Source organism: Halovivax gelatinilyticus (genome assembly GCF_024300625.1).
In the GTDB taxonomy this organism is placed as follows: domain Archaea; phylum Halobacteriota; class Halobacteria; order Halobacteriales; family Natrialbaceae; genus Halovivax; species Halovivax gelatinilyticus.
The window spans coordinates 1,121,324-1,141,128 of sequence record NZ_CP101322.1 but is presented as its reverse complement, the minus strand read 5'-3'; the positions used below and the strand labels follow the sequence as shown (position 1 = coordinate 1,141,128).

General features: G+C 66.3%; 16 protein-coding genes, 1 tRNA gene and 1 other RNA gene. 7 read left to right on the top strand and 11 right to left on the bottom strand.

Going from position 1 to position 19,805, the window contains the following annotated elements; all coding sequences use genetic code 11:
- Positions 1-29: 29 nt before the first annotated feature.
- Both NKH31_RS05550 and NKH31_RS05545 read right to left on the bottom strand, forming a co-directional pair.
- Positions 30-461, bottom strand: a complete 432-nt coding sequence (locus NKH31_RS05550) for a toxin-antitoxin system TumE family protein (RefSeq protein WP_254864137.1) — start codon at positions 459-461, stop codon at positions 30-32.
- Entirely contained in the window at positions 462-980 is a 519-nt protein-coding gene (locus tag NKH31_RS05545; RefSeq protein WP_254864136.1) for a DUF7342 family protein, read from the bottom strand.
- Positions 981-1,264: 284 nt separating this feature from the next.
- On the opposite strand from NKH31_RS05545, the gene NKH31_RS05540 reads away from it, so the two are divergent.
- The 3 genes from NKH31_RS05540 (at position 1,265) to NKH31_RS05530 (ending at position 2,704) form a co-directional block, all read left to right on the top strand.
- Positions 1,265-1,609, top strand: coding sequence for a hypothetical protein (locus tag NKH31_RS05540; RefSeq protein WP_254864135.1), 345 nt, complete (start codon positions 1,265-1,267; stop codon positions 1,607-1,609).
- Positions 1,606-2,175: a hypothetical protein gene (locus NKH31_RS05535; RefSeq protein ID WP_254864134.1), complete on the top strand. Its 570-nt coding sequence runs from the start codon at positions 1,606-1,608 to the stop codon at positions 2,173-2,175. Before NKH31_RS05540 ends, NKH31_RS05535 begins: the two co-directional genes overlap by 4 nt.
- A gap of 91 nt (positions 2,176-2,266) precedes the next feature.
- Positions 2,267-2,704 carry a hypothetical protein gene (locus NKH31_RS05530; protein ID WP_254864133.1) on the top strand — a complete coding sequence of 146 codons (438 nt, stop codon included), beginning with the start codon at positions 2,267-2,269 and terminating at the stop codon, positions 2,702-2,704.
- A 103-nt stretch (positions 2,705-2,807) separates the two neighbouring features.
- Here NKH31_RS05530 and NKH31_RS05525 read toward each other — a convergent pair whose 3' ends face one another.
- The 4 genes from NKH31_RS05525 to NKH31_RS05510 all read right to left on the bottom strand — a co-directional run bounded on the left by NKH31_RS05525 (position 2,808) and on the right by NKH31_RS05510 (position 6,468).
- On the bottom strand, positions 2,808-3,818 hold the full coding sequence (locus NKH31_RS05525; protein ID WP_254864132.1) for a histone deacetylase family protein: 1,011 nt from the start codon (positions 3,816-3,818) through the stop codon (positions 2,808-2,810).
- 4 nt (positions 3,819-3,822) lie between these two features.
- Entirely contained in the window at positions 3,823-4,254 is a 432-nt protein-coding gene (locus NKH31_RS05520; RefSeq protein ID WP_254864131.1) for a histone, read from the bottom strand.
- 110 nt (positions 4,255-4,364) lie between these two features.
- Positions 4,365-5,813 carry a single-stranded DNA binding protein gene (locus NKH31_RS05515; protein ID WP_254864130.1) on the bottom strand — a complete coding sequence of 483 codons (1,449 nt, stop codon included), beginning with the start codon at positions 5,811-5,813 and terminating at the stop codon, positions 4,365-4,367.
- A gap of 166 nt (positions 5,814-5,979) precedes the next feature.
- Positions 5,980-6,468 carry a hypothetical protein gene (locus tag NKH31_RS05510; protein ID WP_254864129.1) on the bottom strand — a complete coding sequence of 163 codons (489 nt, stop codon included), beginning with the start codon at positions 6,466-6,468 and terminating at the stop codon, positions 5,980-5,982.
- Positions 6,469-6,652: 184 nt separating this feature from the next.
- On the opposite strand from NKH31_RS05510, the gene NKH31_RS05505 reads away from it, so the two are divergent.
- Positions 6,653-6,725, top strand: a tRNA-Arg gene (locus tag NKH31_RS05505).
- Positions 6,726-7,202: 477 nt separating this feature from the next.
- Here the strand turns inward: NKH31_RS05505 and NKH31_RS05500 are convergent.
- From NKH31_RS05500 to rnpB, 3 genes are all read right to left on the bottom strand, one after another.
- Entirely contained in the window at positions 7,203-7,868 is a 666-nt protein-coding gene (locus NKH31_RS05500; protein WP_254864128.1) for a PGF-CTERM sorting domain-containing protein, read from the bottom strand.
- Positions 7,869-7,912: 44 nt separating this feature from the next.
- Positions 7,913-13,168 carry a S8 family serine peptidase gene (locus NKH31_RS05495; protein WP_254864127.1) on the bottom strand — a complete coding sequence of 1,752 codons (5,256 nt, stop codon included), beginning with the start codon at positions 13,166-13,168 and terminating at the stop codon, positions 7,913-7,915.
- A gap of 542 nt (positions 13,169-13,710) precedes the next feature.
- An RNA gene (rnpB, locus tag NKH31_RS05490) (RNase P RNA component) lies at positions 13,711-14,108 on the bottom strand.
- Between the two features lie 350 nt (positions 14,109-14,458).
- On the opposite strand from rnpB, the gene NKH31_RS05485 reads away from it, so the two are divergent.
- Positions 14,459-15,061 carry a TIGR00296 family protein gene (locus NKH31_RS05485; protein WP_254864126.1) on the top strand — a complete coding sequence of 201 codons (603 nt, stop codon included), beginning with the start codon at positions 14,459-14,461 and terminating at the stop codon, positions 15,059-15,061.
- Between the two features lie 99 nt (positions 15,062-15,160).
- Here the strand turns inward: NKH31_RS05485 and NKH31_RS05480 are convergent, their stop codons facing one another.
- Together NKH31_RS05480 and NKH31_RS05475 are read right to left on the bottom strand one after the other, a co-directional pair.
- A complete protein-coding gene (locus NKH31_RS05480; RefSeq protein ID WP_254864125.1) occupies positions 15,161-16,321 on the bottom strand; it encodes a nicotinate phosphoribosyltransferase in 1,161 nt (386 codons plus the stop codon).
- Positions 16,322-16,430: 109 nt separating this feature from the next.
- A complete protein-coding gene (locus NKH31_RS05475) occupies positions 16,431-18,101 on the bottom strand; it encodes an Hvo_1808 family surface protein (protein ID WP_254864124.1) in 1,671 nt (556 codons plus the stop codon).
- Positions 18,102-18,202: 101 nt separating this feature from the next.
- Between NKH31_RS05475 and NKH31_RS05470 the strand changes: the two genes are divergently transcribed.
- Together NKH31_RS05470 and NKH31_RS05465 are read left to right on the top strand one after the other, a co-directional pair.
- A complete protein-coding gene (locus tag NKH31_RS05470; protein ID WP_254864123.1) occupies positions 18,203-18,775 on the top strand; it encodes a cysteine hydrolase family protein in 573 nt (190 codons plus the stop codon).
- Between the two features lie 71 nt (positions 18,776-18,846).
- Complete coding sequence (locus NKH31_RS05465) at positions 18,847-19,800, top strand: dimethylarginine dimethylaminohydrolase family protein (RefSeq protein WP_254864122.1); 954 nt, start codon at positions 18,847-18,849, stop codon at positions 19,798-19,800.
- The last annotated feature ends 5 nt before the right edge of the window (positions 19,801-19,805 follow it).

The window sequence follows — 19,805 nt, the reverse complement described above, 5'->3', positions numbered from 1 at the left end:
TCGCTCGAACGAGTGGCGCTCTCAGCCCGTCACCGCTGGTCCCACAGCGTCTCGATACGCTCCTCGATGCGATCGAGGACGAGGCGGCAGACGTCGCGATGATCGTTCGGCCACCCCGCGTCTGTCGCATCGGTTCGACTCGCGGCCGGCGGTGGATGGAAGTGATCTCGGGTGTTGTGCGAATCCGGGTGGCGATCCCATCGGCACGCCCACCGACTGTCCTGGCGTTCTTCCTGGTAGTGAACGCTGAAGTCGTCGTTGCGATACCAGCGGATCTCGAGGCGAGCGGACGCCCCGTCCGGGTAGTAGGCGTCGGACAGCTCGACGCGGAGGTGGGCCATCCCCGCTTCGACCACCTCCGCCGATTCGAACGTTCGCCGTCCGACGAATCGGGACCGAATCCGCTCCAGTACCGACCGGTCTATCGGTGCGGGGCTCGCACCGTCACCTGCCGGCACCATCTAGCTGTACGAGGGGGCCGTCGAGTCGGCGGCCTTCCTCCGAGCGCGTTCGTGCAGGCGACGCTCCTCGACGAGGGTGACCCACTCACCGAGTTCTGCGTAGACGTCGTCGATCTGCGCTGTGTCGACAGCGAGGACGTCGACCTCGGCGGGAGAGTCGACGCCGTAATCGTCGCGGTAGGCTTCGATTCGGGCCGTCAGCTCCAACACGCGCGATTGGAGTTCGTCGATACTCTTCTCCCGTGCCAGCTCGTCGACCCGCCGCCACTCGAAGTAGTCGTCGTTGCGCTCGTACCTGACCGGCCGACCCTCGTGACGAACGACGATTCCGAGCGTGGCGTAGAAGGACAGGTGCGTCCGCGCAGACTCCTCCGAGCAGTCCGCCCGCTCCGCGATCTCGGCGACCGTCGTCGGCTCTCGGGCGTGCAATGTCGCACCGTAGACGCGCTGTTTCGTGTCTTCGCCCTCGAACGGTCTACTGAACGGGGGCGGGCCGTCGCTGCGAGAATCGTCGGTCATACTCGATCTAACGAGGATGTCCTACATATTTCTTTCTCTGGCCAAAATATGTGGCCAATCATTCGATTGGGCGTCTCTGGGCGGTCCGTACAGACGCTGACCGTTTATCCGGCGCGTCGCCGACTCCGCCAATCTGACCGTCATCGCGCTTACACGGTCCACTGTGGGGTCGCGATTCATACGCGACGGCGTGATAGGGTTCGGTTTGTACGCACAGATGTATGCACAAGATGTGCACATAGAGGCAAAACGATACCTGTCTGTGTGCAAAACGTGCACATGAGATGGGCTCCACGGACGACCCTCGCCGCGTTCACTTCCAGTCACCGGAATACTTCGTCGAGCGACTCGACGCGGTGGCTGACCTCTACGATACGGATCGGACCGATCTCCTCGTCGAGGCGATCCGCGAGTATCTCGACGAAACCGCCGGGAGTGAAACGTTCAACGAGCTGGTCGCGACGAAGTACTACGACGATCAGCTCGACTTCGAGACGGTGAAGCAACTCGCGGGCGCCGAAACCGCCCAGCGCCTTCGCCTTCTCAAAGCGGATATCGAGGACGACCCGCTCGATCTCGCCGCACCCGACGAGACCGTCGACGTCTACGACACCGGCGACGAGCGATGAATCAACGGGAGCTACGGACGGTCGTCGCCGACACGAGCGCCCTCGTCAGTCTGGCGGTCCCCCATACGGTCTCCGAGTACGACACCGAGACCGCGCCCGACCCCTTCCAGTACCTTCTCACCACCTGTCACGTATCGGTTCCGCCGACGGTCGTCTCCGAACTGCGTGATCTCACGCAGTACCGAGACGTCCACGGCGCCGCGGCCAGCACTCTTCTCACAGCGGGTGACCACTATACGGTAGACGATCCCTACGAGCGACCCGAAACGCCGGATTCACGCCCGACGTTCGGACTCGACGACGGCGAGACCGACGGAATCGTGCTCGGAAACGCCCGCGACGTCGACGGGTTTCTCACCGACGAGTTCGGCGGGACGAACTTCGCGCTCGTTCACGCCGCCCTCGACGGGCCGAGAATCGTCCCGACGCCGCGTCTCCTCCGAGAGTACGCACGAACCGATCACCTGACCACCGACGAGGCCCGTACGCTCATCACGACGATCGGATCACACCGGAGCTGGGAGAACAGCCCGTACGTCGCACAATTGGTGGCGCGACTCGAGTAAGCGTGGCCGCTCACGTTCGACGCCACCGGGCCGCTCAAACGAGCGTTTGACCCAGGCGAAGATACTTACCGTCCCCCAGTCACGTCTCTCTATGCACCGACGAACGCTCCTCGGCGGAGCGGCCCTCTTCACGGCTGCCGCCGGCTGTCTCGGGAATATCGCCGGCGGCTCGACCGAGATTACGGACGTCGACTTCGAGACCGGCGTCGACGTGGGTCGATCCCCTCCCGACGATCCGATCGTTGACTTTGCGGACGACGAGGTCCGCGTGACGGGGAGCTACTGGACCGGCAACGCCTGTTACGACGAACACCTGGAGGATCCGTCGTACAGCGACGAGACCGACGAACTGCACGTTCGGGTCACACGGGTACACGACGGGAGCGACGAGTGCGACGATCTGGAGGAATCGGTCTCCTATCGCGTCATCGTCCAGATCGAGGGCGAACTCCCCGGGACGGTTAGAGCCAGGGAGGATATGGGTGGAGAAACGATCGCCGAGCGCGACTCGGGTCTCATCTCACCGTAGTCATCGACTGTTGACCACATCTCGAGGCGTTCGTCACCGGCTTCTCGACCGATCACGGTCGTATTGCTCGCATCCGATCCGTCGATTTCGAGTCTCTCGGCGGTCACCGTTCGACGTCGTGAGCGTCTGCCACCCTGTCGAGGCGTTTTTCGACTCGCTCGTCGAGCCCGTCGTCGGGCTCGATCGGCTCGCGGCCGTCGAACGTCTCGTGGACCGCGGCGACGCTGTCGGCGAGCACCTCCAGGCTGTAGCCGCCCTCGAGGACGAATCCCAGCCCGGCACCCGTCGCCTCGGCGATCGACCGGGCGCGGTCGGCCATCAGCGCGTACGCCTCGGTGGTGAGTCGAACCCGCGAAATCGGGTCGTGGCGGTGGGCGTCGAACCCCGCACTCACCAGGATCAGGCCGGGATCGAAATCCGCGAGTGCGGGTGCGAGTAGCTCGTCGAAGACGGCGAGATACGCGCCGTCTTCGGCCGAGGCTGGCACGGGGACGTTCATCGTCGTCCCGGCCCCGTCTCCCTCGCCCGTCTCGTCGATCGCCCCGGTGCCGGGATAGAGCCCCTCCTCGTGGATCGAGGCGACGAAGACGTCTCCGCGGTCGTAGAAGATGTCCTGCGTGCCGTTACCGTGGTGGACGTCCCAGTCTACGATGGCCACCCGGTCTGCCCCCTCGTCGTCGATCGCACACTGGGCGGCGACGGCGACGTTGTTGACGAAGCAAAACCCCATCGCGTCGTCGGGAACGGCGTGGTGACCCGGCGGTCGGCCGATCGCGAACGGCGTTTGCCGGCCGTCGGCACCCGCGATCGCCTCCGAGGCGGCCCAGCAGGCCAACCCAGCGCTACGAAGGGTCGCGTCCCAGGTTTCCTCGACGGCCGTCGTATCCGGGTCCCAGTTGCCGCCGCCGTCGGCGCAGAACTCGCGAAACTCCTCGACGTACGCCGGATCGTGGACGGCCTCGATCGCCCCGACCGTCGCGGGGTCGGCCTCGACGTACTCGACGCCGTGGGCCGTCTTCAACCGGGCACGAATCGCTTCCAGGCGGTCCGGTCGCTCCGGGTGGCGGGAGCCGGGGTCGTGTCGCAGACAGTCCTCGCTGTACCCGAAGCGCATTGGATCACTCGAAGAGGGCGAAGTAGGTTTCGACGTCGTCGTCGATGATCGTCCGCCGATCGGCGTGTCGGGCGAGGATGGCCGCCCCGTGGGCGACGTTGTCGGCGTAGTCTTCCAGAATGTCCGCCAGCGCGATCCGGGCGTCCATCGAAACCCGGTACCGATCGTCTATCTCCAGTCTGGCGATCCGGTCGACCGGGGCGATCGGGAGCGTGAGATCGTCGGCGTCGATCACCGTCTCGACGTCGAAATCCTCGGCCATCAGCGTCTTTCGACCGTCTTCTTCCGCTCGGCCGGCCGCGTGCGTGGCCAGCGTCGCGCCGTGGTCCTGAATGCGACGGGCCAGCTCTTCGGCGGCGTCGGCGCTGACTCGAAGCTCGCCCGCGTTCCGGCGGATGACGGTGTCGACGGGCGCGAACGGCAGCTCGACGTTCATACGCGGATAGCGGCGGGTGACGCCCTTAATCCTTTCCGTCGGGGCGACAGATCCGCCGACGAGGGGGTTCGGGCCGAACGACAGAACGTCCGATCCGATCGCGACGATCCTCAGAACAGCTCGTCCGCGTCGAGCGCCCCGTCCCGGACGACGCCGCGGGCGGTCACTTCCTCGCCGAGACCGACGTCAGCGCCGGCGTCGACACGCATCGTCGTCTCGCCGTCGTCCAGGATGATCGGATCGCCGGCCTGGACGACGACGCCGGTGAACTCGATTTCTTCGCCCTCGTCCGGTCCGTCCGGGACGGGATCGGTCGTCGTCTCGGCCGGCGCGTCGTCTCCGGTCTCTTCGGCCACCGTCTCGCTGTCGGTCGCCCCACCCGCCCCGTCGTCTCCGTCGCCGGCAAACGACGAGAGGCCGGGCGAGTCGGCCGACGCCTCGTCGCCACCCGTCTCGGCCGAACTAAGTACCGAGATGGTCGAGCGCCAGCCGGCCGAGGCTTCGAGGTCGTCCTGCCACCCGTCCTGGATCTCGACGTCGGCGAGCGCCACCTCGTCGCCCGGACCGACGTCGACGTCCGCCTTCTCGCCCCAGAGCGCGACGCGAATGTCGCCCGTCGCGTCCTGTACGCGGATGTTTCTGACCTGCCCCTCCGAGCCGTCGTCTCTGTCGAACGTCCGGACGGGGTCGGCCGAGCGGACGACGCCTTTGATGTCGACCGTCTGGTCGATCTCGAGTTCCTCGATCGGCGTGGCGTCGGGGACGTAGGTGACGTCCTCGTCGACGACCTCGACGGTTCCCTTGTTGCCGACGTGGAGTTCGAGCGAGCCGTCGCGCTCGCGGACGTAGCCGTCGACGACCTCGACCGTCTCGCCGTCGTCGATCTCGGTCGCCAGGTCGGCTCGCTCGTCCCAGAGGGTCACGCGGACGCGCCCGGTCTCGTCGCCGAGCGTGAGGTTCGAGACCTTCCCCTCGGAGCCGTCGTCGCGGTCGAACGTCCGGACCGAGTCGGTCTCGAGGACTTTCCCGACGAGGGTCACGTCCGACAGTCCGAGCGAGAGGTCGGAGACGGCGTAGGTGTCCGCGAGGGTCACCTCGATCTCGGTCTCGTCGTCGGGCTGGGCCTCGTCGACGTTGACCTCGACGCCGCTGAAGCCGTCCTTCGGCCGGCCCTTGATCCGAAGCACCTGCCCCTCCGACAGCTCCTCGACGGCGGCTTCGGCGCGCTCGTCCCAGAAGGTGATCCGAACGCCGCCGGTCTCGTCGGCGACGTCGACGTTGACGACCCGGCCGTCCTCGTCTTCGCCCTCGCGTTCGAACGTCCGAACCTCGCCGACGCTCATCACCTTCGCGACGAACTTCACCTCCTCCATCCCCGGCTCGATGTCCGCGATGCCGTTCACCTCCCGCTCGCCGACCTCGTGGGCGATGAGCATCGCCGCGGTCTCCTCGTCCGCGAGCCCGCCCATCTGCTCGACTTTCGCCGCGACGGCCTCGCGAAACTCCTCGAGAGAGACGTCCGCCTCGAGGTCTTCGTAGATCGCCTCGATCTCACTCATGCTATGGCCGAACAGGCAGCAACCGCGCATAAGTATTGCCAAATCGGCGTCTGGCGATCGAGCGTTCGCACCCGGAGGCGGGGTTGGCTGTCGCCAGTGGGAGGGCTCGTCCGTGCGAACGTTGCTCGGTCCACGGTGTGACTCGACAGTCGACGATCCGAACCGGCTATTCGTCTAGCGGTTCGTCGGCCGCCGTCACCTCGCCGACGCGGTCGGTGTGGATCACGACGACGTGGGTCGGCTCGCCGCTCTCGACGACGATCGTCGCCTCGTACTCGATCTCGGCGATCTGCTGAGTGCACATCTCGTCGTCCGTCTCTTCGAGTTCGACGTAGACGGTGAGCGTCTCGTCTTCGACCGTCACGTCGGTGATGACGGCCTCGTAACACGGCGTCGGCGCCTCGAGCGAGCCCGCGATCTCGACCGACTCGACGTCGCCCGAGATCGTTGCGATGCTCTCGATGTTTCGTTCGTCGTCTTTCGACCGCTCGAGTTCTGACTGGGCTACCGTCTCGATCGACGGCGAGGCCGACCCCGATCCGGTCGAGCCGTCCTCGCCGGGGTCGTCGCCGTCGTCATCGTCGCCGAGACAGCCGGCAACGGTGGTGATCGCGGCGGTACTTCCGATTCCGGCCAGCAGGGTTCGTCGTCGCATACCACGAGATAGGCGGCCTATTATAAAGTGTCTTTCCGAGGGTGAAATAGCTATTATAGTTACTGAATTTATATAATCTACGCGGGTGAGTGCGACCCCGATCGTGGTTCCGTCTCGCACATTCTTCGACGGCGAGAGCTCGTTTCGAAAGGGCTTTAACCGAACCGGAGATAAGTCTATTCGAGTCCTGGTAGGGTAGTGGACTATCCTCTTGGCTTGCGGAGCCAGGGACCGGAGTTCAAATCTCCGTCAGGACGTTCATATTCTCGCGAAGGCTTCACTTCGTTCAGCCCTCGCTTCGAGAGTCACGTCCTGACGTGCCTTACGCTCGCATTCGCTCGCGTAAGACTCCGTCAGGACGTTTTCAGAACACAACGCGACGAGCGTAGCGAGGAGTCTGTGTTCAGAAAACTCGCATACGGAGATTTGAACACGAGAGTCGCAGTGCGCGCAGCGAACGAAGTGAGCGAGCACAACCGTCTCTCACCTGTTCAAATCTCGTCGGACGTTCATATTCTCGCGAGGGCTTCTTCGTTCAGCCCTCGCTTCGAGAGTCACGACCTGACGTGCGCTACGCTCGCATTCGCTCGCGTCAAACTCCGTCAGGACGGTTTACGCGACACCAGTGAACGGTGCGTCGCACTTGCACTCACTCGACTGGATTCCGTCTCCGACACCGTCAGTGGCGATTTCGATCTGCAAAAAACCGAGTCGACGACTCCCCTCGGGGAGGGTTAGCGCCGGCGGGCGACGAAGGTGGCGATCGAGAGCAGCCCGACCAACGCGACGACCACGCCGAAGCCGGTCATCGCCGAGTCGTCGGCTGCGTCGTCTCCACCGTCGTCGTGCTGATCCGTCGAGTCGTCGCCCGCGTCGTCGCCGTCCGTACCGCCGCCGTTCGAGTCGCTCTCGCCGGTGTCGTCGTCCGCGCCGTCGTCCGGTTCGTCGGTCCCGTCCGCGTCACCAGCGTCGTCATCGTCGTCCGGCGCGGGCGGCAGACCGCCCGCCGGCTCGTCGCCGGCGACGAGGTGCAACTCGGTGTTCGTCCCGGACTCCCACGTCGCCGTCTGCTCGGCTTCCACGCCGTCGACGTGGAAGGTGATTTCCGCTCCGCTCTCTCCGGAGACGGTGAGCTTGGCGTCGCCGACGGTCGGCCCACCGTAGGCGCCGTCCTCCTCGACGACGATCGAGCCGCGCTCCTCGCCGTCGATTTTCGCGACGATCTCCGTGCCGGCCGGGGCGGGCTCGCCGTCGAGATACACCTCGCCGTAGAAGGCGTGGGGCGGCGGTGGCGGATCGTCGTCGTCTGCGGCGACGGGCGCGACGCCCGCGACGCTCGTCGCGACCAGCGCGACGATCACTACCACGGCGACGGTCTGTATCGGTGTTTTCACGCTCATTGATTCGGTGTTGTGTAAATAAATGTGGTCGGTGATCGGTGCGGTTAGCCGACGATCGCGCCGGCCGGTGCGGCCGCGCTGGCGGTGATCTCGCTCTCTTCGGTCGCGGCGACGTTGAACGCGAGCGTGGCGGCGTGCTCGACGGAGTTGGCCAGCAGCTGGTTGCCCTCGTCGGTAAAGTCCGCCTCGTTGGTGAAGAAGTCGCGGGCGCTCGCCGTGTTGAGAACCTGGTTTTCGGCCTCGTTCACGGCGACGGCGCCGCCTTCGTGTTCACCCGGCGTTCCCGCACTCCAGTCGCCGTCGGCGAGAATCTGTCCGCTGTAGTCGTCGAACCAGGCGCCCCAGGTGGTCGTTCCGGTGTAGACCTCGACGGTGTCACCGGCACTGCCGATGCCGTCGAAGATTGGGTGATCCTGGTGGATGTCGATCGTGACCGGCTCGCCGTCGGTCGCCGTCGCATCCGCGTCGCGCTCTGCGGGATCGTCGTTGACGGTGTGCAGACGGTAGACGCCGTCCGCGTACGCCTCGGCAGTGCCGCCCTGGTACGAATCCATGTGGACCGTCGCCTGGTCGGGACCGAGCGCGTCGTAGAAGTCCTCGGCCAGCGAGTCGCTGCCGATTCGCTGGACGACGAAGACGTCGTAGTCGTCCATCGCGTCTAGCAGGTCGTCCGCTTCGAGCGTGTCGACGGCGTAGGTGCTGTCGAGTCGCTCGTCGAGGACGGATTCGATTTCGCCGTCGAAGTAGTCCGTCTCGTCGACGACCGCGACGTCGATCTCGTCGGGTAGTTCCGGCTCGTCGTTCTCGTCATCGTCGTCGTCCATCAGCCCGAGTCCCTCGTAGAGGTCGGCGGGCGTCGGGTCGACGTGGAGTTCGACGCCGTACTCGTACTCGTCGTCGGCGCTCTCGACGTGGACCCAGTAGCCGCCGAACGGATTCACGTCGCCGCCGATGTCGTACTCGCCGCCCAGGTGGGCGACGTCTTCGCCGAGGTGGCCCTCGGGGTGTTCGTACGCTTCGAGGACGCTATCGGGCGCGTTCGTGGCGCCGAATGCGTCGTCGTACTCGGTGTACGCCGTGGCGCTCACCAGGTTCCAGCCCTGGTGGAGCTGCTGGGAGCCCGGGACGACGTGGTCGCCGCCGGACTGGAAGTCGAGCACCGCGTGACTGTCCTCGTCCGGGACGATCACCATCGCCGTCAGCGAGCTCATCTCGTCGTTCTTTCGCAGCGTGACCCACTCGTTGTCGTCCGAGTCGTAGCCGTAGACCGAGCCGTCGAGGTCGCCGAATGCGTCGTTGATCGACTGCTGGGTCGTTCCCGGCACGCCGATCGTGTACATCTCGCCGGCCTCGAGGTCGAAGTCGATCGCGATCTCGATCGTCTCGTTCCGATCGACCTCGTCGGGTTCGTCGGTCAGGAACGGCTGGTAGACGACGTCACCGCTGACGCCGCTCTCCGGTCCGCGGTCGCCGAACCAGTTCAGTCGCGCGTCGAGAGCGTTTCCACCCTCCTGGGCGAGCGCCGTCTCCGACGCTTCCAGGTCGTTGAACTCGACGGTGATGGCGTCGCTCGAGATGTCGCTCGCGTGGACGCCGGTGTCGGCCGCGATGGCGTTCATCGTGGCGTCGACCGTGGTCCACGCGCCGTCGATCGCGAGTCCGACTCCGCTGTCCGTTACCTCGTTGTCCGTGACCGTGGCGGTCGCGCCGTCCGCGACGGCGATTCCGGTTCCGGTCTCGGCGAGGTCGTTCGCGCTCGCGTCGACCGTCCCGCCGGAGACGGCGACGGCCGTCGCGGCGTCGGAGACGGTGTTGTCCGCGATCGCCACGTCGGCCGCGTCCGAGACGGCGATGCCGTCACCGGTCGCGCTGACCGCGTTGGCGGAGACGTCGACGGATTCGGCGTCCGCGACGTTGATGCCGGTGTCGACGTCTGCCGTCTCGACGCCCGTCACGTCGACGTTCGTGCTGTCGGTGACGGAGACGCCGGTGTCGGCGTTCGTCGCGTCGACGTCGCTCACGGTGACGTTTCGCGTGTCCTCGACGGCGACGCCTTCGGCGCCGAGGCCGGCGAGGGTGGTTTCGTTCGCGGCGATGGTGACGGCGGTGTCGTCGGAGACGACGGTCGCGCCGTCTTCACCGGTGATCGTGAGCCCCTCGGTGTCCGCGATGGAGACGCTCTCCTCGTAGGTCCCCGCCTGGACGACGATCTCCGTGCCGTCGGGGGCGAGGTCGATCGCTTCCTGGATCGTCTCGACGTCCTCGGGCACCGTGAGCGGCGCCTCGAAGACGGCGGTCGGTCCGGTCGTGATCGTCACCTCGTCGCCGTCGGCGGAGACGACGGTCGTCTCGAGGACGACGGACCCGACGGCGTCAGCCGACGGATCCACTTCGACCGCGTACGCGTCCTCGCTGGTCGGCGGCTCGTACGTTCGCCACTCGTCCCAGTCGTTGGCCTCGTCGTCGAGGTAGAGGTCGAGGTCGTCCTGATCCACCGTGCTCTCGTCGGCGAGGCTGACCTGGACGGACTCGACGTCGTCCATGTTGAACGTCGCGCCGAAGCGCTCGCCGGGTTCGGCGTGAACCGGCTGTTCGGCGACGAGGTCGGCCGCCGGCTGGATGGCTGACCAGGCCAGCGCGTTCGCGAGCGCCACGTCGGCCTCGGTCGAGAAGTCACCCGAATCGACGAAGCTGCTCGAACCGAACGACGAGAGGAGCGCGGTTCGCTTCTCCTCGTCGACGCCGATGCCGTCGCCGTCGTCGACGCCGCCGGCCTGGATGTAGCCGACGATCTCGCCGTCGTAGCCGTCGAACCACGAGTGGTCGGCGAAGGTAGCGCTGTGAATCGACACCGTGTCGCCCACGTCACCGATACCCTCGAAGATGGGGTGATCGGCGAGGATCTCGACGTCGGGGTTCGGACTGGTGAAGCTCTGGGACGTCGACTCCGGATTCTCTAAGACGTTCGATTTGGCCGGAATCGCGTTGCTCGAACTGCCCCAGTTGTCGAGCCAGACGACGCCCGTGCTCGGGCTGTCGGTCTGGGTCGCGAAGTCGGCGACGTGCGTCTCGTCGATATCTTGCACCACGTAGGCCTCGTACTCGTCGTTCTCCGCGGCGTCGACCGCCTCGGAGCCGCTGAGCAGCGAGAGGTCGTAGCTCGCGTCTAGCTGTGCTTCGAGTCGGTCGACGACGTCGTCGCCCCAGGTGCCGTCGTCGACGACGGCGACCGGGACGAACTCCTCGAAGACCGCGGTGGGGCCGGTGGTGATCGTTTCAGTGTCTCCCGAGCCCGCGAAGGTGTGCTCGAGTTCGAGGTCTCCTGCGGTGTCGACCTCGGTCGTCACGCTGAGCGTGACCTCGCCGGTGACGTCACCGACGTCGACTTCCTCGCCTTCGTCGATCGACTCGCCGTCGAACGCGAGGGTGAGGTCGCCGTCGTAGTCGCCCGCGCGATCGACGGTGTACGTCTCGAGGTTCGCCACGTCGAACGTGACGTCGAAGGAGTCGCCGCCCTCGAGACCGTCGGGCTGTCCGGCGATCAGCGCGGCGCCGACGCCGTCGGCGAGTTCGAAGTCCTGTTCGACGAACGTCTCGTCGTCCGGAACCTCGACCGACTCGCTCGCCTCCGCGTAGCCGAACGCGTCGGCGGTCACCGTGTATTCGTCCGGCTGGGCGAGCAGGGTGTACTGCCCGTCGGCGTCGGTGGTGACGCTCGTGTCGGTCTCGTCTATCGTCACGGTCGCCCCCTCGATCGGATCGCCGTCGGCGTCGGTCACCGTTCCGTTGATCCCGCTGTCGAGGGCAACGAGGTCGGTCGCGGCGGCGACGTCGATGATGCCGTAACCGTATCGGACGTCCTTCTCGTCGGGTTCGTCCCAGTCGTCGGGCTTCCACGCCGTCTCCTCCATCGCGTCGATCAGCGCCTCGCGGTCGGCAGCGCCGCCGGAGGCGGCGATCATCAGCGCGAAGGCGCCGGCCTTGTGCGGCGCGGACATGGAGGTGCCGCTCACCTCGCAGTACTCGGGTCCACCCGCGCACATGGTTCCGCCCGCGGGGTGGGCGCTCAGCACGTCGACGCCGGGCGCGGCGACGTCCGGAACGACGTACTCGTCCGGCCAGTAGTCGGGTGCATCGGGGTAGGCGGTGTCGGTCGTGACCTCCTCGCCGCCGGAGAACGACGCGACGTCCGTGTTCTCGTCGACGGCGCCGCTCGCGACGTTCGGGTAGACGTTACCCGGTGAGCCGCTGGTTCCCTCGCCGTCGTTTCCGATCGACGAGACGAGGAGGACGCCGGCGTCGCGGGCGTTCTCGGACGGTTCGATCATGTCCGACTCGTAGCCCGGCGCGCCGAGGCTCATGGAGACGACGTCGGCGTCGGTGTCGTCGACGGCCCACTCCATCCCGGCGATGATCTGGGCGAAGGTTCCGCCGCCCATGTCGTCTAGCACCTTTGCGTTGTACAGCTCCGCGTTCGGTGCGACGCCGTAGGCGGGAACGTCTTCGTCGGCCGGCTCTGCCGGTCCGAGGACGGTGCCGCTCACGTGCGTTCCGTGGCCGTGGCCGTCGTTCGGATCGCTGTCGACCGGTTCGCCGGAGCCGTCGAATTCGGCCCAGTTGCCCTCGTCGATCTCCATGTCCGGGTGATCGTCGTCGAGCCCGGTGTCGAGGATCGCGACGGCCGCGCCGTCGCCCTGGGTGCCGTGGTTGTCCCACACCTCGGTCGCGTTGATCATCTCGAGTCCGTACGTGGTATCGTAAGCGGTGGACTCGGGCGTCTCGACGGTGGTTTCCGACTCGTTCGCGTCGGCCGTCGTCCCGTCCATCGTCGAGAGCTCGAAGTTCGCGTGGAGCCGCTCGACGTCGGGTTGGGCCGCCATCTCGTCGAACGGATCGATCCCGTCCTGTTCGGCCCGCTCGGTGTCCACCGTCACGAGAATGGCGTTGGCGATCCAGAAGTCGTTCTGGAACGTGACGCTCTCGGTCTCTTTGACCCACTCGAGGAAGGAAACCTGCGTCGCCTGTGCGTGGGTCTGGAGCTGTCCGATCGCGTCGTCGGTCGTCGCCGCGCCGGCGACGTCCGTCTCGTCGAAGCGGACGACGACATCGACCTCGCCGTCGGCGTCTCTAAGGTCGTCGTCGATTTCTGCGGGTGCGTTCGTTCGATCGTCTACGCTCTGTGTGACGCCGACGTCCGTAACGCCGGCGTCGCTCTGTGTCGGCGCTCCTCCGAGGCCGCTGCCTGCGACCGCCATCGCAGGCATCGAGCCGATCATGAGAAGCGCGAACACGAGTGCCATGACCCGGATTCGGGTCGAACGTTGTGTGTCGCTCATGTCTCTCGTGTGTGTCAGCGCCTGTCGTGACACACACCTTAACTCCGAACTGGGACACACTGTTAACTATTCGTGAACTCAACCACCATTGGAAATTCTTACTTCCGATATTTAATCGCAGAAATATATCATCGCGACGCTGGCGAATGCTGTTACCGGCCGATATAACGGGCCACAAAGTTCAATTCAACCACTGCCGGGATATTTAACTACCAAAATTAAATAATAAATTGATCTAACTCGTGGATTCTGGCCAGATACTACCGACAATGGCCAATTACTATCAGATGTCCGCACAGAAACGACCCATTGACAATTACTGTAGAGTTTATACCAGCAAGAATGTCCGAAACTCATGAGTGTGGTGGTGCCAACACATTCACCGTCAACTCAGGCTGACGATGGACCGGATATCGTCGTGGCTGTCGGTGCGTCGTCTTCGATCCCTACGTCGGCTTCGTACGAGCACGTCTCGCGACAGCGCGGCCGCTCTACGTCGTGAGTGTGGGTGAGAGGAGTAAGCCCCCTTCTGTTCTCCCCGGCATTTGGCTGAGCGTCCGCATCGCCCGCGGTCTGCACCGCGGCATCGCCGGACTACCAGCGACGCGGACTTGCACCGGTGAGGATTCGCCGTTCCATCGATCCTCGGCCGTCTCCGTCTCGATCGTGACGGACACGATCCGTCGCGTCGAACGACTGAGACGGTTCGGTCGGCGGCGTACGCCGCCTCGCATATTCCCTCGGCGGGTCAACTCCCCTTCCTCGCGGTCGGGTTCGCGCGCCTCATCGGTCGGGCCGAGACGTGTCGTTTCTGTTCCAGAGCCGACGGTCTCCCGTCCCGGACTTGCGTCCGGTCACCCGTCCGGCGGGTGGGGGGACTTTCCTCGCGGGCGTGGCCCGTCCCGAAGGGACGAAACCACGTTGGTCCGAGAGACGCCCTGGGGCGTCACCTCTCGGTATCCGACGGCCGAAGCCGTCGTCGACGCACCGCGGTAGTGCGCTGTTGGCGTGACCAGGCCCGGCTTTGGGCGCGGTCACGGTGCAGGTGTCGACCGTGGCTTCCAGGGCGGCCGACACCCGTTCTCCATTGTGGAGTCTCCGAGCGCCCCGTTGCCGGGGCGCACGACGCGGCAGCCGGGCTCTCTCACCCGATTTTGACGTACGCACTCGATCCATTTAGGGATCGCGGTCGGCAACCCTTGCCGGTTTCTCGAAGGGAAGCGCTTTTGGGTGTTAATCCCCATTTACTCTTGTATGTCCCAGGGACAGGGGGTCGATCTCTCCTACGAAGACGGTGCTCGCGCCGTCGAACTCGCGCGCGAGGCCGTCGAAGCGTTCGTACGGCACGGCCAACGAGAACATCCGGGAAGCATGCGTGAAGCCTTCTACGAGCGAACGGGCGCGTTCGTCCGCCTCGAGTCCACTCGGGGCCGCGGCAGCCTCCGCGGCTGTGCCGGCGGTTACCGCTCGGACGACCAGCTCGGCCACGTCATCGTCGACGCGGCGATCCAGGCGGCGAGCGCAGACTCCTGTGGCTCGGAGGTCACGCCGTCTGAACTCGACAACCTGACCGTCTCCGTCTGTGCCGTCCGGAACATTCTACTCACCGACGATCCGCTCGCGGACCTCGAACTCGGCAAACACGGCGTCGCAGTGGACGGTCGCGGCGACGGCGGCTGGCTCTACCCGACGGTCCCCGTCGAACACGGCTGGACCGAGCGCGAGTATCTCGATCGAACCTGTCGCAAAGCCGGCCTCCCGCCGACCGCCTGGCAGGACGACGACGTCGGGGTGACGCTCTTCGAAGGACACGTCTTCCGCGAGCGGCCCTCCGACGGGAGCATCGAGGAACTCTGAAACGCCGTTTTCACTCGTCTCCCACCGTTTTTCGGACCTGACGCGACGTCTATCGTGACCCGCCATCGGGTGGCCCGTCACCTACCAGTGCGTACCCAGCTACCCGCCAGCCGAGCCGAACCCGACCGCCTCGGCCTCTGCGAGACACCGTTCGGTCGCCGCCTCCAGCTCGAAGTCGCGGACGATCTCACCGTCGCGAACGAGCGGTTCCAGCAGGGACTCACCTTCTGTCGGTCCGTCGCCGTCGGCGAGCGTCACGTGGTGGCCGCCGTCGGGCGTCCGATAGACGTCCTTGACGCCGGAGAGCTTGCCGCGCTTCGAGACCGGCTCGCCGTCGATGGCGACGATGTCGAGGCTGAAGTCGACCGGATCGGCGCTCGTGATCGCGCTCCCGACGCCGAAGCCGTCGGCGACGTCGGCCAACGCGGAGAGTTCCGAGGGGCCCAGCCCGCCGGAGAGAAAGACCTCGACGTGGTCGTAGCCGTGGGCGTCGAGTTCCCAGCGCACCTCGCGGACGATGTGTCGAAAGTCGCCCCGACGCGACCCCGTCGTATCGAGTCGAACGCCGGCGAGTCGGTCCCCGAGCGTCTCGGCGGCCAGCAGCGTCTCGGCGACCTCGTCCCAGAACGTGTCGGTCAGCGCGATTCGGGGGACGTCGTCGGCGACGGCCTCGTCGAAGGCGCGAAAGGCGTCGGCCTGGTTCCCCTCGCCGAAGCAGAACATGAGCGCGTGGGGCATCGTCCCGCTCGCCTCGCGACCGAGCAGCTCGCCGGCGGCCACGTGCGAGAAGCCGTCCAGGCCGGCGACCAGCGCGGCGCGCTCGACGACCGACCCGAGCGCCGGATGGACGTGTCTGGCACCGAACGAGAGGACGGTCGAGTCGGGTGCCGCCGTGCGACACTCGAGGGCGGCCGTCGCGAACGCGCTCGGCTGTGAGAGCAGTCCGAGCAACGAGGTCTCGAGTTCGGCGAACGCCAGGTACGACCCCTCGATCCGCATCACGGGGCCGCCGTCGAACAGGCGACCGTCGCAAAACGCGTCGACGTCGACCGGTCGGCCGTCGAAGAGTCGGGCGGCCTCGGCGACGCCGGTGAACACCTCGAACGAGCCGGTGGGAAACTGATCGGCGGTCACCTCGGCGACCACGTGGGGGTTCTTCCCCGCGTGTTCGAGCGTCTCGCGGGTGCGCTGAAAGTAGGCGTCGGTGGCGCGTCCGTCCGCGATCGCCTCGGACGGAACGGTACCGAAGGGCGTCGTCATGTCTGAGGGTTCTCGCCCGGGGAAAAAAGCGTATTCGTCGCGGCGATCCGTCGGCGATCGACGTCGGATCCCTTCTGCTGTCGTGCGACCTCTCGACGGTCAGCGAATCCTACCGTCGGCGCGCGATCCCGATCGCGAGGGCGAGCGCGGCGATGGCGACGAGCGGTCCGAATCCGGTCAGGGAGTCATCTCCGTCGTCGTCCGTCGAATCGTCGCGTTCGTCGGTGTCGTTCTCCGCATCGTCGGTTCCGAACACGGCGTGATCGATCGTGTCCTCACCCTCGGCGCCCGCCTCGGCGTCGACGTCGGGCAGGTCGGCCGCCGTCGGCGCTCGGACGATCGTCACCGTCTCGTCGTCGTGGTCGACGTGATAGGCGCCGGGGTAGCCCCCGTCGAGCGTCAGGGTGTTCTCGACGCCCTCGACCGGTTCACCGCCGTGGAGCGCCAGCAGCGAGAGGTAGGCGTCGAGGAACTCGTTCGCTTGCTCCGTCGACGTCCACTCGGTCTCCCAGACGTAGGCGCTCTCGTCGACCGTCTCCGCGTCGGTGGTGTAGACGACGAGTCCGTCGCCCGCCCAGCCGTCGGTGATCGACTGGTCGTAGACGTAGGTTTCGCCGCCGTCGGCGGTCGCCTGCGCCCAGTCCTGAATCGAGAGAACCGAGTTGCCGCCGCGCTCGACCGAGTCGTGCATGAACATGGAGACGAGGCCCACCTCGCCGACGCGCTGGACGGTCGGGCCCTCGTCCGGTTCGAACACCGACCAGGCGTCGGTCGACCGATCGGCCGGTTCCACGTCGACCGGTGCTCGCTCTTCGCCGGGTCGGATGACCTCGGACGTGCTCGCCGGTGGCTCGTCGTACAGTGCGTCGATCGCGTCCCAGCCACCCTGCTCGTAGTGGAACTCGACGAAGTTCGGCCCCTCGTCGTAGGGCATGATCAGCGTGAGATACTGTCCCCAGACGATCTCCGGCGTGTCGGGCATCGTCGCTTCGGGCTCGAGGCAGTCCCACTCGTCGCCACAGCGAGCTTCGTACTGCTCGTCGACGAAGACGGCGTCGCCCTCGATGAGGCCGTTGACCGCGCCGTCTGAATCGATCGTCTCGCGGTCGTAGCCTTCGAGTCCGAAGTGCTGGTCCTGGAGCGCGTGGAGTAACTCGTGACCGAGGGTCACCTCGTCGACCTCGACGTCTTCGAGATCGTCGGAGACGAGGACGATCTGATCCTCGGCGGGATCGTAGTAGCCGCCGACGGCCCCGCCGTAGAGCGCTTCGAAGGCCTCGACCGCGTCGGTCTCGCGATCGACCATCAAGAACGCCTCGTACCGGACGTTCTCGACCAGTTCGTCGCGCTCGGTGAGGTCTGCGAAGAGCTCGTCGGTCTCTTCCTGGAACTCCTCGCGCGTGACGACGTCGACGTCCGGGACCTCCTGGAACGTCAGCCCGCGGATCTCCTCGGTGCGGGCCATCGATCGGTAGACCACCGCCTGGAGTTCGTCCTCGCTGACGTGGGCGCCGTCGCGGTCGTCGACCGGCAGCGCGTCGTCGTACCAGTAGCCCTCCGCGTAGCCGACCGTCGATTCGGTGGTCGGATTCTCGTCGCGTTCGTCGGCCTGATACCAGATCGATCCGACCGACGCGTCCGCGGGCGTCGCTGCCGTCTCGCTGTCGGGAGCCCCTACCCCAGTGTCGACGCTCGACCCGCCGCCCGCGCCGGCGAGTGGAACGGCGACGAGCGAGATCGCGACGAGCGCGGCGAGTACGAGCGCACCTCTAGCATTCATTATAGGTGCCCGTGGCTTGGGCGGACGAGGTAAAATATCCTCGGTCGTGGCGATCGGCGTTCGACGTGACCCTTAACGTTCTCTCCGCCCTACCGGCGACCATGCAACTCGATCCCGCGCGAACGGCGGTGGTGGTCGTCGACATGCAAAACGACTTCTGTCACCCGGACGGGGCGCTGTACGCGCCGGGAAGCGAGGAGCCGATCGACCCGATCGCCTCGCTGGTCGATCGGGCACACGAGGCGGGCGTCCGCGTCGTCTACACCAGGGACGTCCACCCGCCCGAGCAGTTCGACGACGCCCACTACTACGACGAGTTCGACCAGTGGGGCGAGCACGTCGTCGAGGGCTCCTGGGGCGCGGAGATCATCGAGGCACTGCCGGCCGACGAGGCGGATCACGTCGTCGAAAAGCACACCTACGACGCCTTCCAGCGGACCGAACTCGAGGGCTGGCTCTCGGCCCGGACGATCGACACCCTGCTCTTCTGTGGCACGCTCGCGAACGTCTGCGTCCTCCACAGCGCCGGCAGCGCCGGGCTTCGCGATTTCCGTCCGATCCTCGTCGAAGACTGCATCGGCGCCATCGAGGACGAACACCACGAGTACGCGCTCGAACACGCCGACTGGCTCTTCGGCGAAGTGGGGGGCAGCGACGAGCTCTCGTTCGCCTGAACGGCTGCCCGATATTATTCCGGAACGGAGCCATCAAAACGTATACGTTCCGACCGGTCGAACTCCCGTCGATGACCGGCGTCTCACCATCCGTCGTCGACGAGTCGGACGCGCTCGCGTTCACGCTCGAAGACTGTTCGACGCGTCCGACCCACGACCGAATTCTCCTCGTCGAGCCGACGCACTTCGACGTCACCTACGAGATCAACCCGTACATGGGCGGCGAGGTCGACCACGAACGCGTCCGCGAGCAGTGGGAGGCCCTGCGCGACGTCTACGCTCGCTACGCGGACGTCGTCGTCCTGGATCCCGACGAGGTGTGGAACGCGATCGAATCGGGGTCGACAGACGATCTCGCACACGACGACGCCGTTGTGCCCGCAGACCGGCCCGACCTCGTCTTCGGTGCGAATCACGGCCTGCCGACCGCCGACGGAACCGGAATCGTCCTCGCGTCGATGGCGACGGACGAACGCCGAGGCGAGCCGGCGTACCTTGCCGGGTGGGCCGCCGAGGAGGGATACGACGTCCATCGCGCCCCGCCGGCCGCGTTCGAGGGCACCGGCGACGCGTTCTGGCACCCCGGCCGCCGGCTGCTCTGGGGTGGCTACGGCGTCCGAACCGAACGAGCGGCCTACGACGACCTCGCCAGCCGGCTCGACGCCCCCGTCTGCGCGCTCGAACTCGCGGACGATCGCTACTACCACCTCGACGTCTGTCTGACGCCGCTCGACGAGCGAACGGCGCTGATCCAGCCCGAGGCGTTCACCGACGCGGGACTCGACCGGCTCGGCGACGTCTTCGAGACGCTGCTCGAGATTCCGGTCGTCGAATCTCGCGAGGGAATGGCCGGAAACGCCCACAGCGTCGACGGTCACCACGTCCTCCTCCCGGCCGGTAACCCGGAGACCGAGGCGAAACTCCTGGAGGCGGGCTACGAGCCCGTTCCGATCGAGACGAGCGAGTTCGAGAAGGCCGGCGGCTCCGTGTTCTGTCTCTCGCTCGAACTGGGTCGCCCAGTGTGAGAAGT

Coding starts and splice junctions, on each gene's coding strand:
- NKH31_RS05550 (WP_254864137.1), bottom strand. CDS start 461: ATGGTGCCGGCAGGTGACGGTGCGAGCCCCGCACCGATAGACCGGTCG.
- NKH31_RS05545 (WP_254864136.1), bottom strand. CDS start 980: ATGACCGACGATTCTCGCAGCGACGGCCCGCCCCCGTTCAGTAGACCG.
- NKH31_RS05540 (WP_254864135.1), top strand. CDS start 1,265: ATGGGCTCCACGGACGACCCTCGCCGCGTTCACTTCCAGTCACCGGAA.
- NKH31_RS05535 (WP_254864134.1), top strand. CDS start 1,606: ATGAATCAACGGGAGCTACGGACGGTCGTCGCCGACACGAGCGCCCTC.
- NKH31_RS05530 (WP_254864133.1), top strand. CDS start 2,267: ATGCACCGACGAACGCTCCTCGGCGGAGCGGCCCTCTTCACGGCTGCC.
- NKH31_RS05525 (WP_254864132.1), bottom strand. CDS start 3,818: ATGCGCTTCGGGTACAGCGAGGACTGTCTGCGACACGACCCCGGCTCC.
- NKH31_RS05520 (WP_254864131.1), bottom strand. CDS start 4,254: ATGAACGTCGAGCTGCCGTTCGCGCCCGTCGACACCGTCATCCGCCGG.
- NKH31_RS05515 (WP_254864130.1), bottom strand. CDS start 5,813: ATGAGTGAGATCGAGGCGATCTACGAAGACCTCGAGGCGGACGTCTCT.
- NKH31_RS05510 (WP_254864129.1), bottom strand. CDS start 6,468: ATGCGACGACGAACCCTGCTGGCCGGAATCGGAAGTACCGCCGCGATC.
- NKH31_RS05500 (WP_254864128.1), bottom strand. CDS start 7,868: ATGAGCGTGAAAACACCGATACAGACCGTCGCCGTGGTAGTGATCGTC.
- NKH31_RS05495 (WP_254864127.1), bottom strand. CDS start 13,168: ATGGCACTCGTGTTCGCGCTTCTCATGATCGGCTCGATGCCTGCGATG.
- NKH31_RS05485 (WP_254864126.1), top strand. CDS start 14,459: ATGTCCCAGGGACAGGGGGTCGATCTCTCCTACGAAGACGGTGCTCGC.
- NKH31_RS05480 (WP_254864125.1), bottom strand. CDS start 16,321: ATGACGACGCCCTTCGGTACCGTTCCGTCCGAGGCGATCGCGGACGGA.
- NKH31_RS05475 (WP_254864124.1), bottom strand. CDS start 18,101: ATGAATGCTAGAGGTGCGCTCGTACTCGCCGCGCTCGTCGCGATCTCG.
- NKH31_RS05470 (WP_254864123.1), top strand. CDS start 18,203: ATGCAACTCGATCCCGCGCGAACGGCGGTGGTGGTCGTCGACATGCAA.
- NKH31_RS05465 (WP_254864122.1), top strand. CDS start 18,847: ATGACCGGCGTCTCACCATCCGTCGTCGACGAGTCGGACGCGCTCGCG.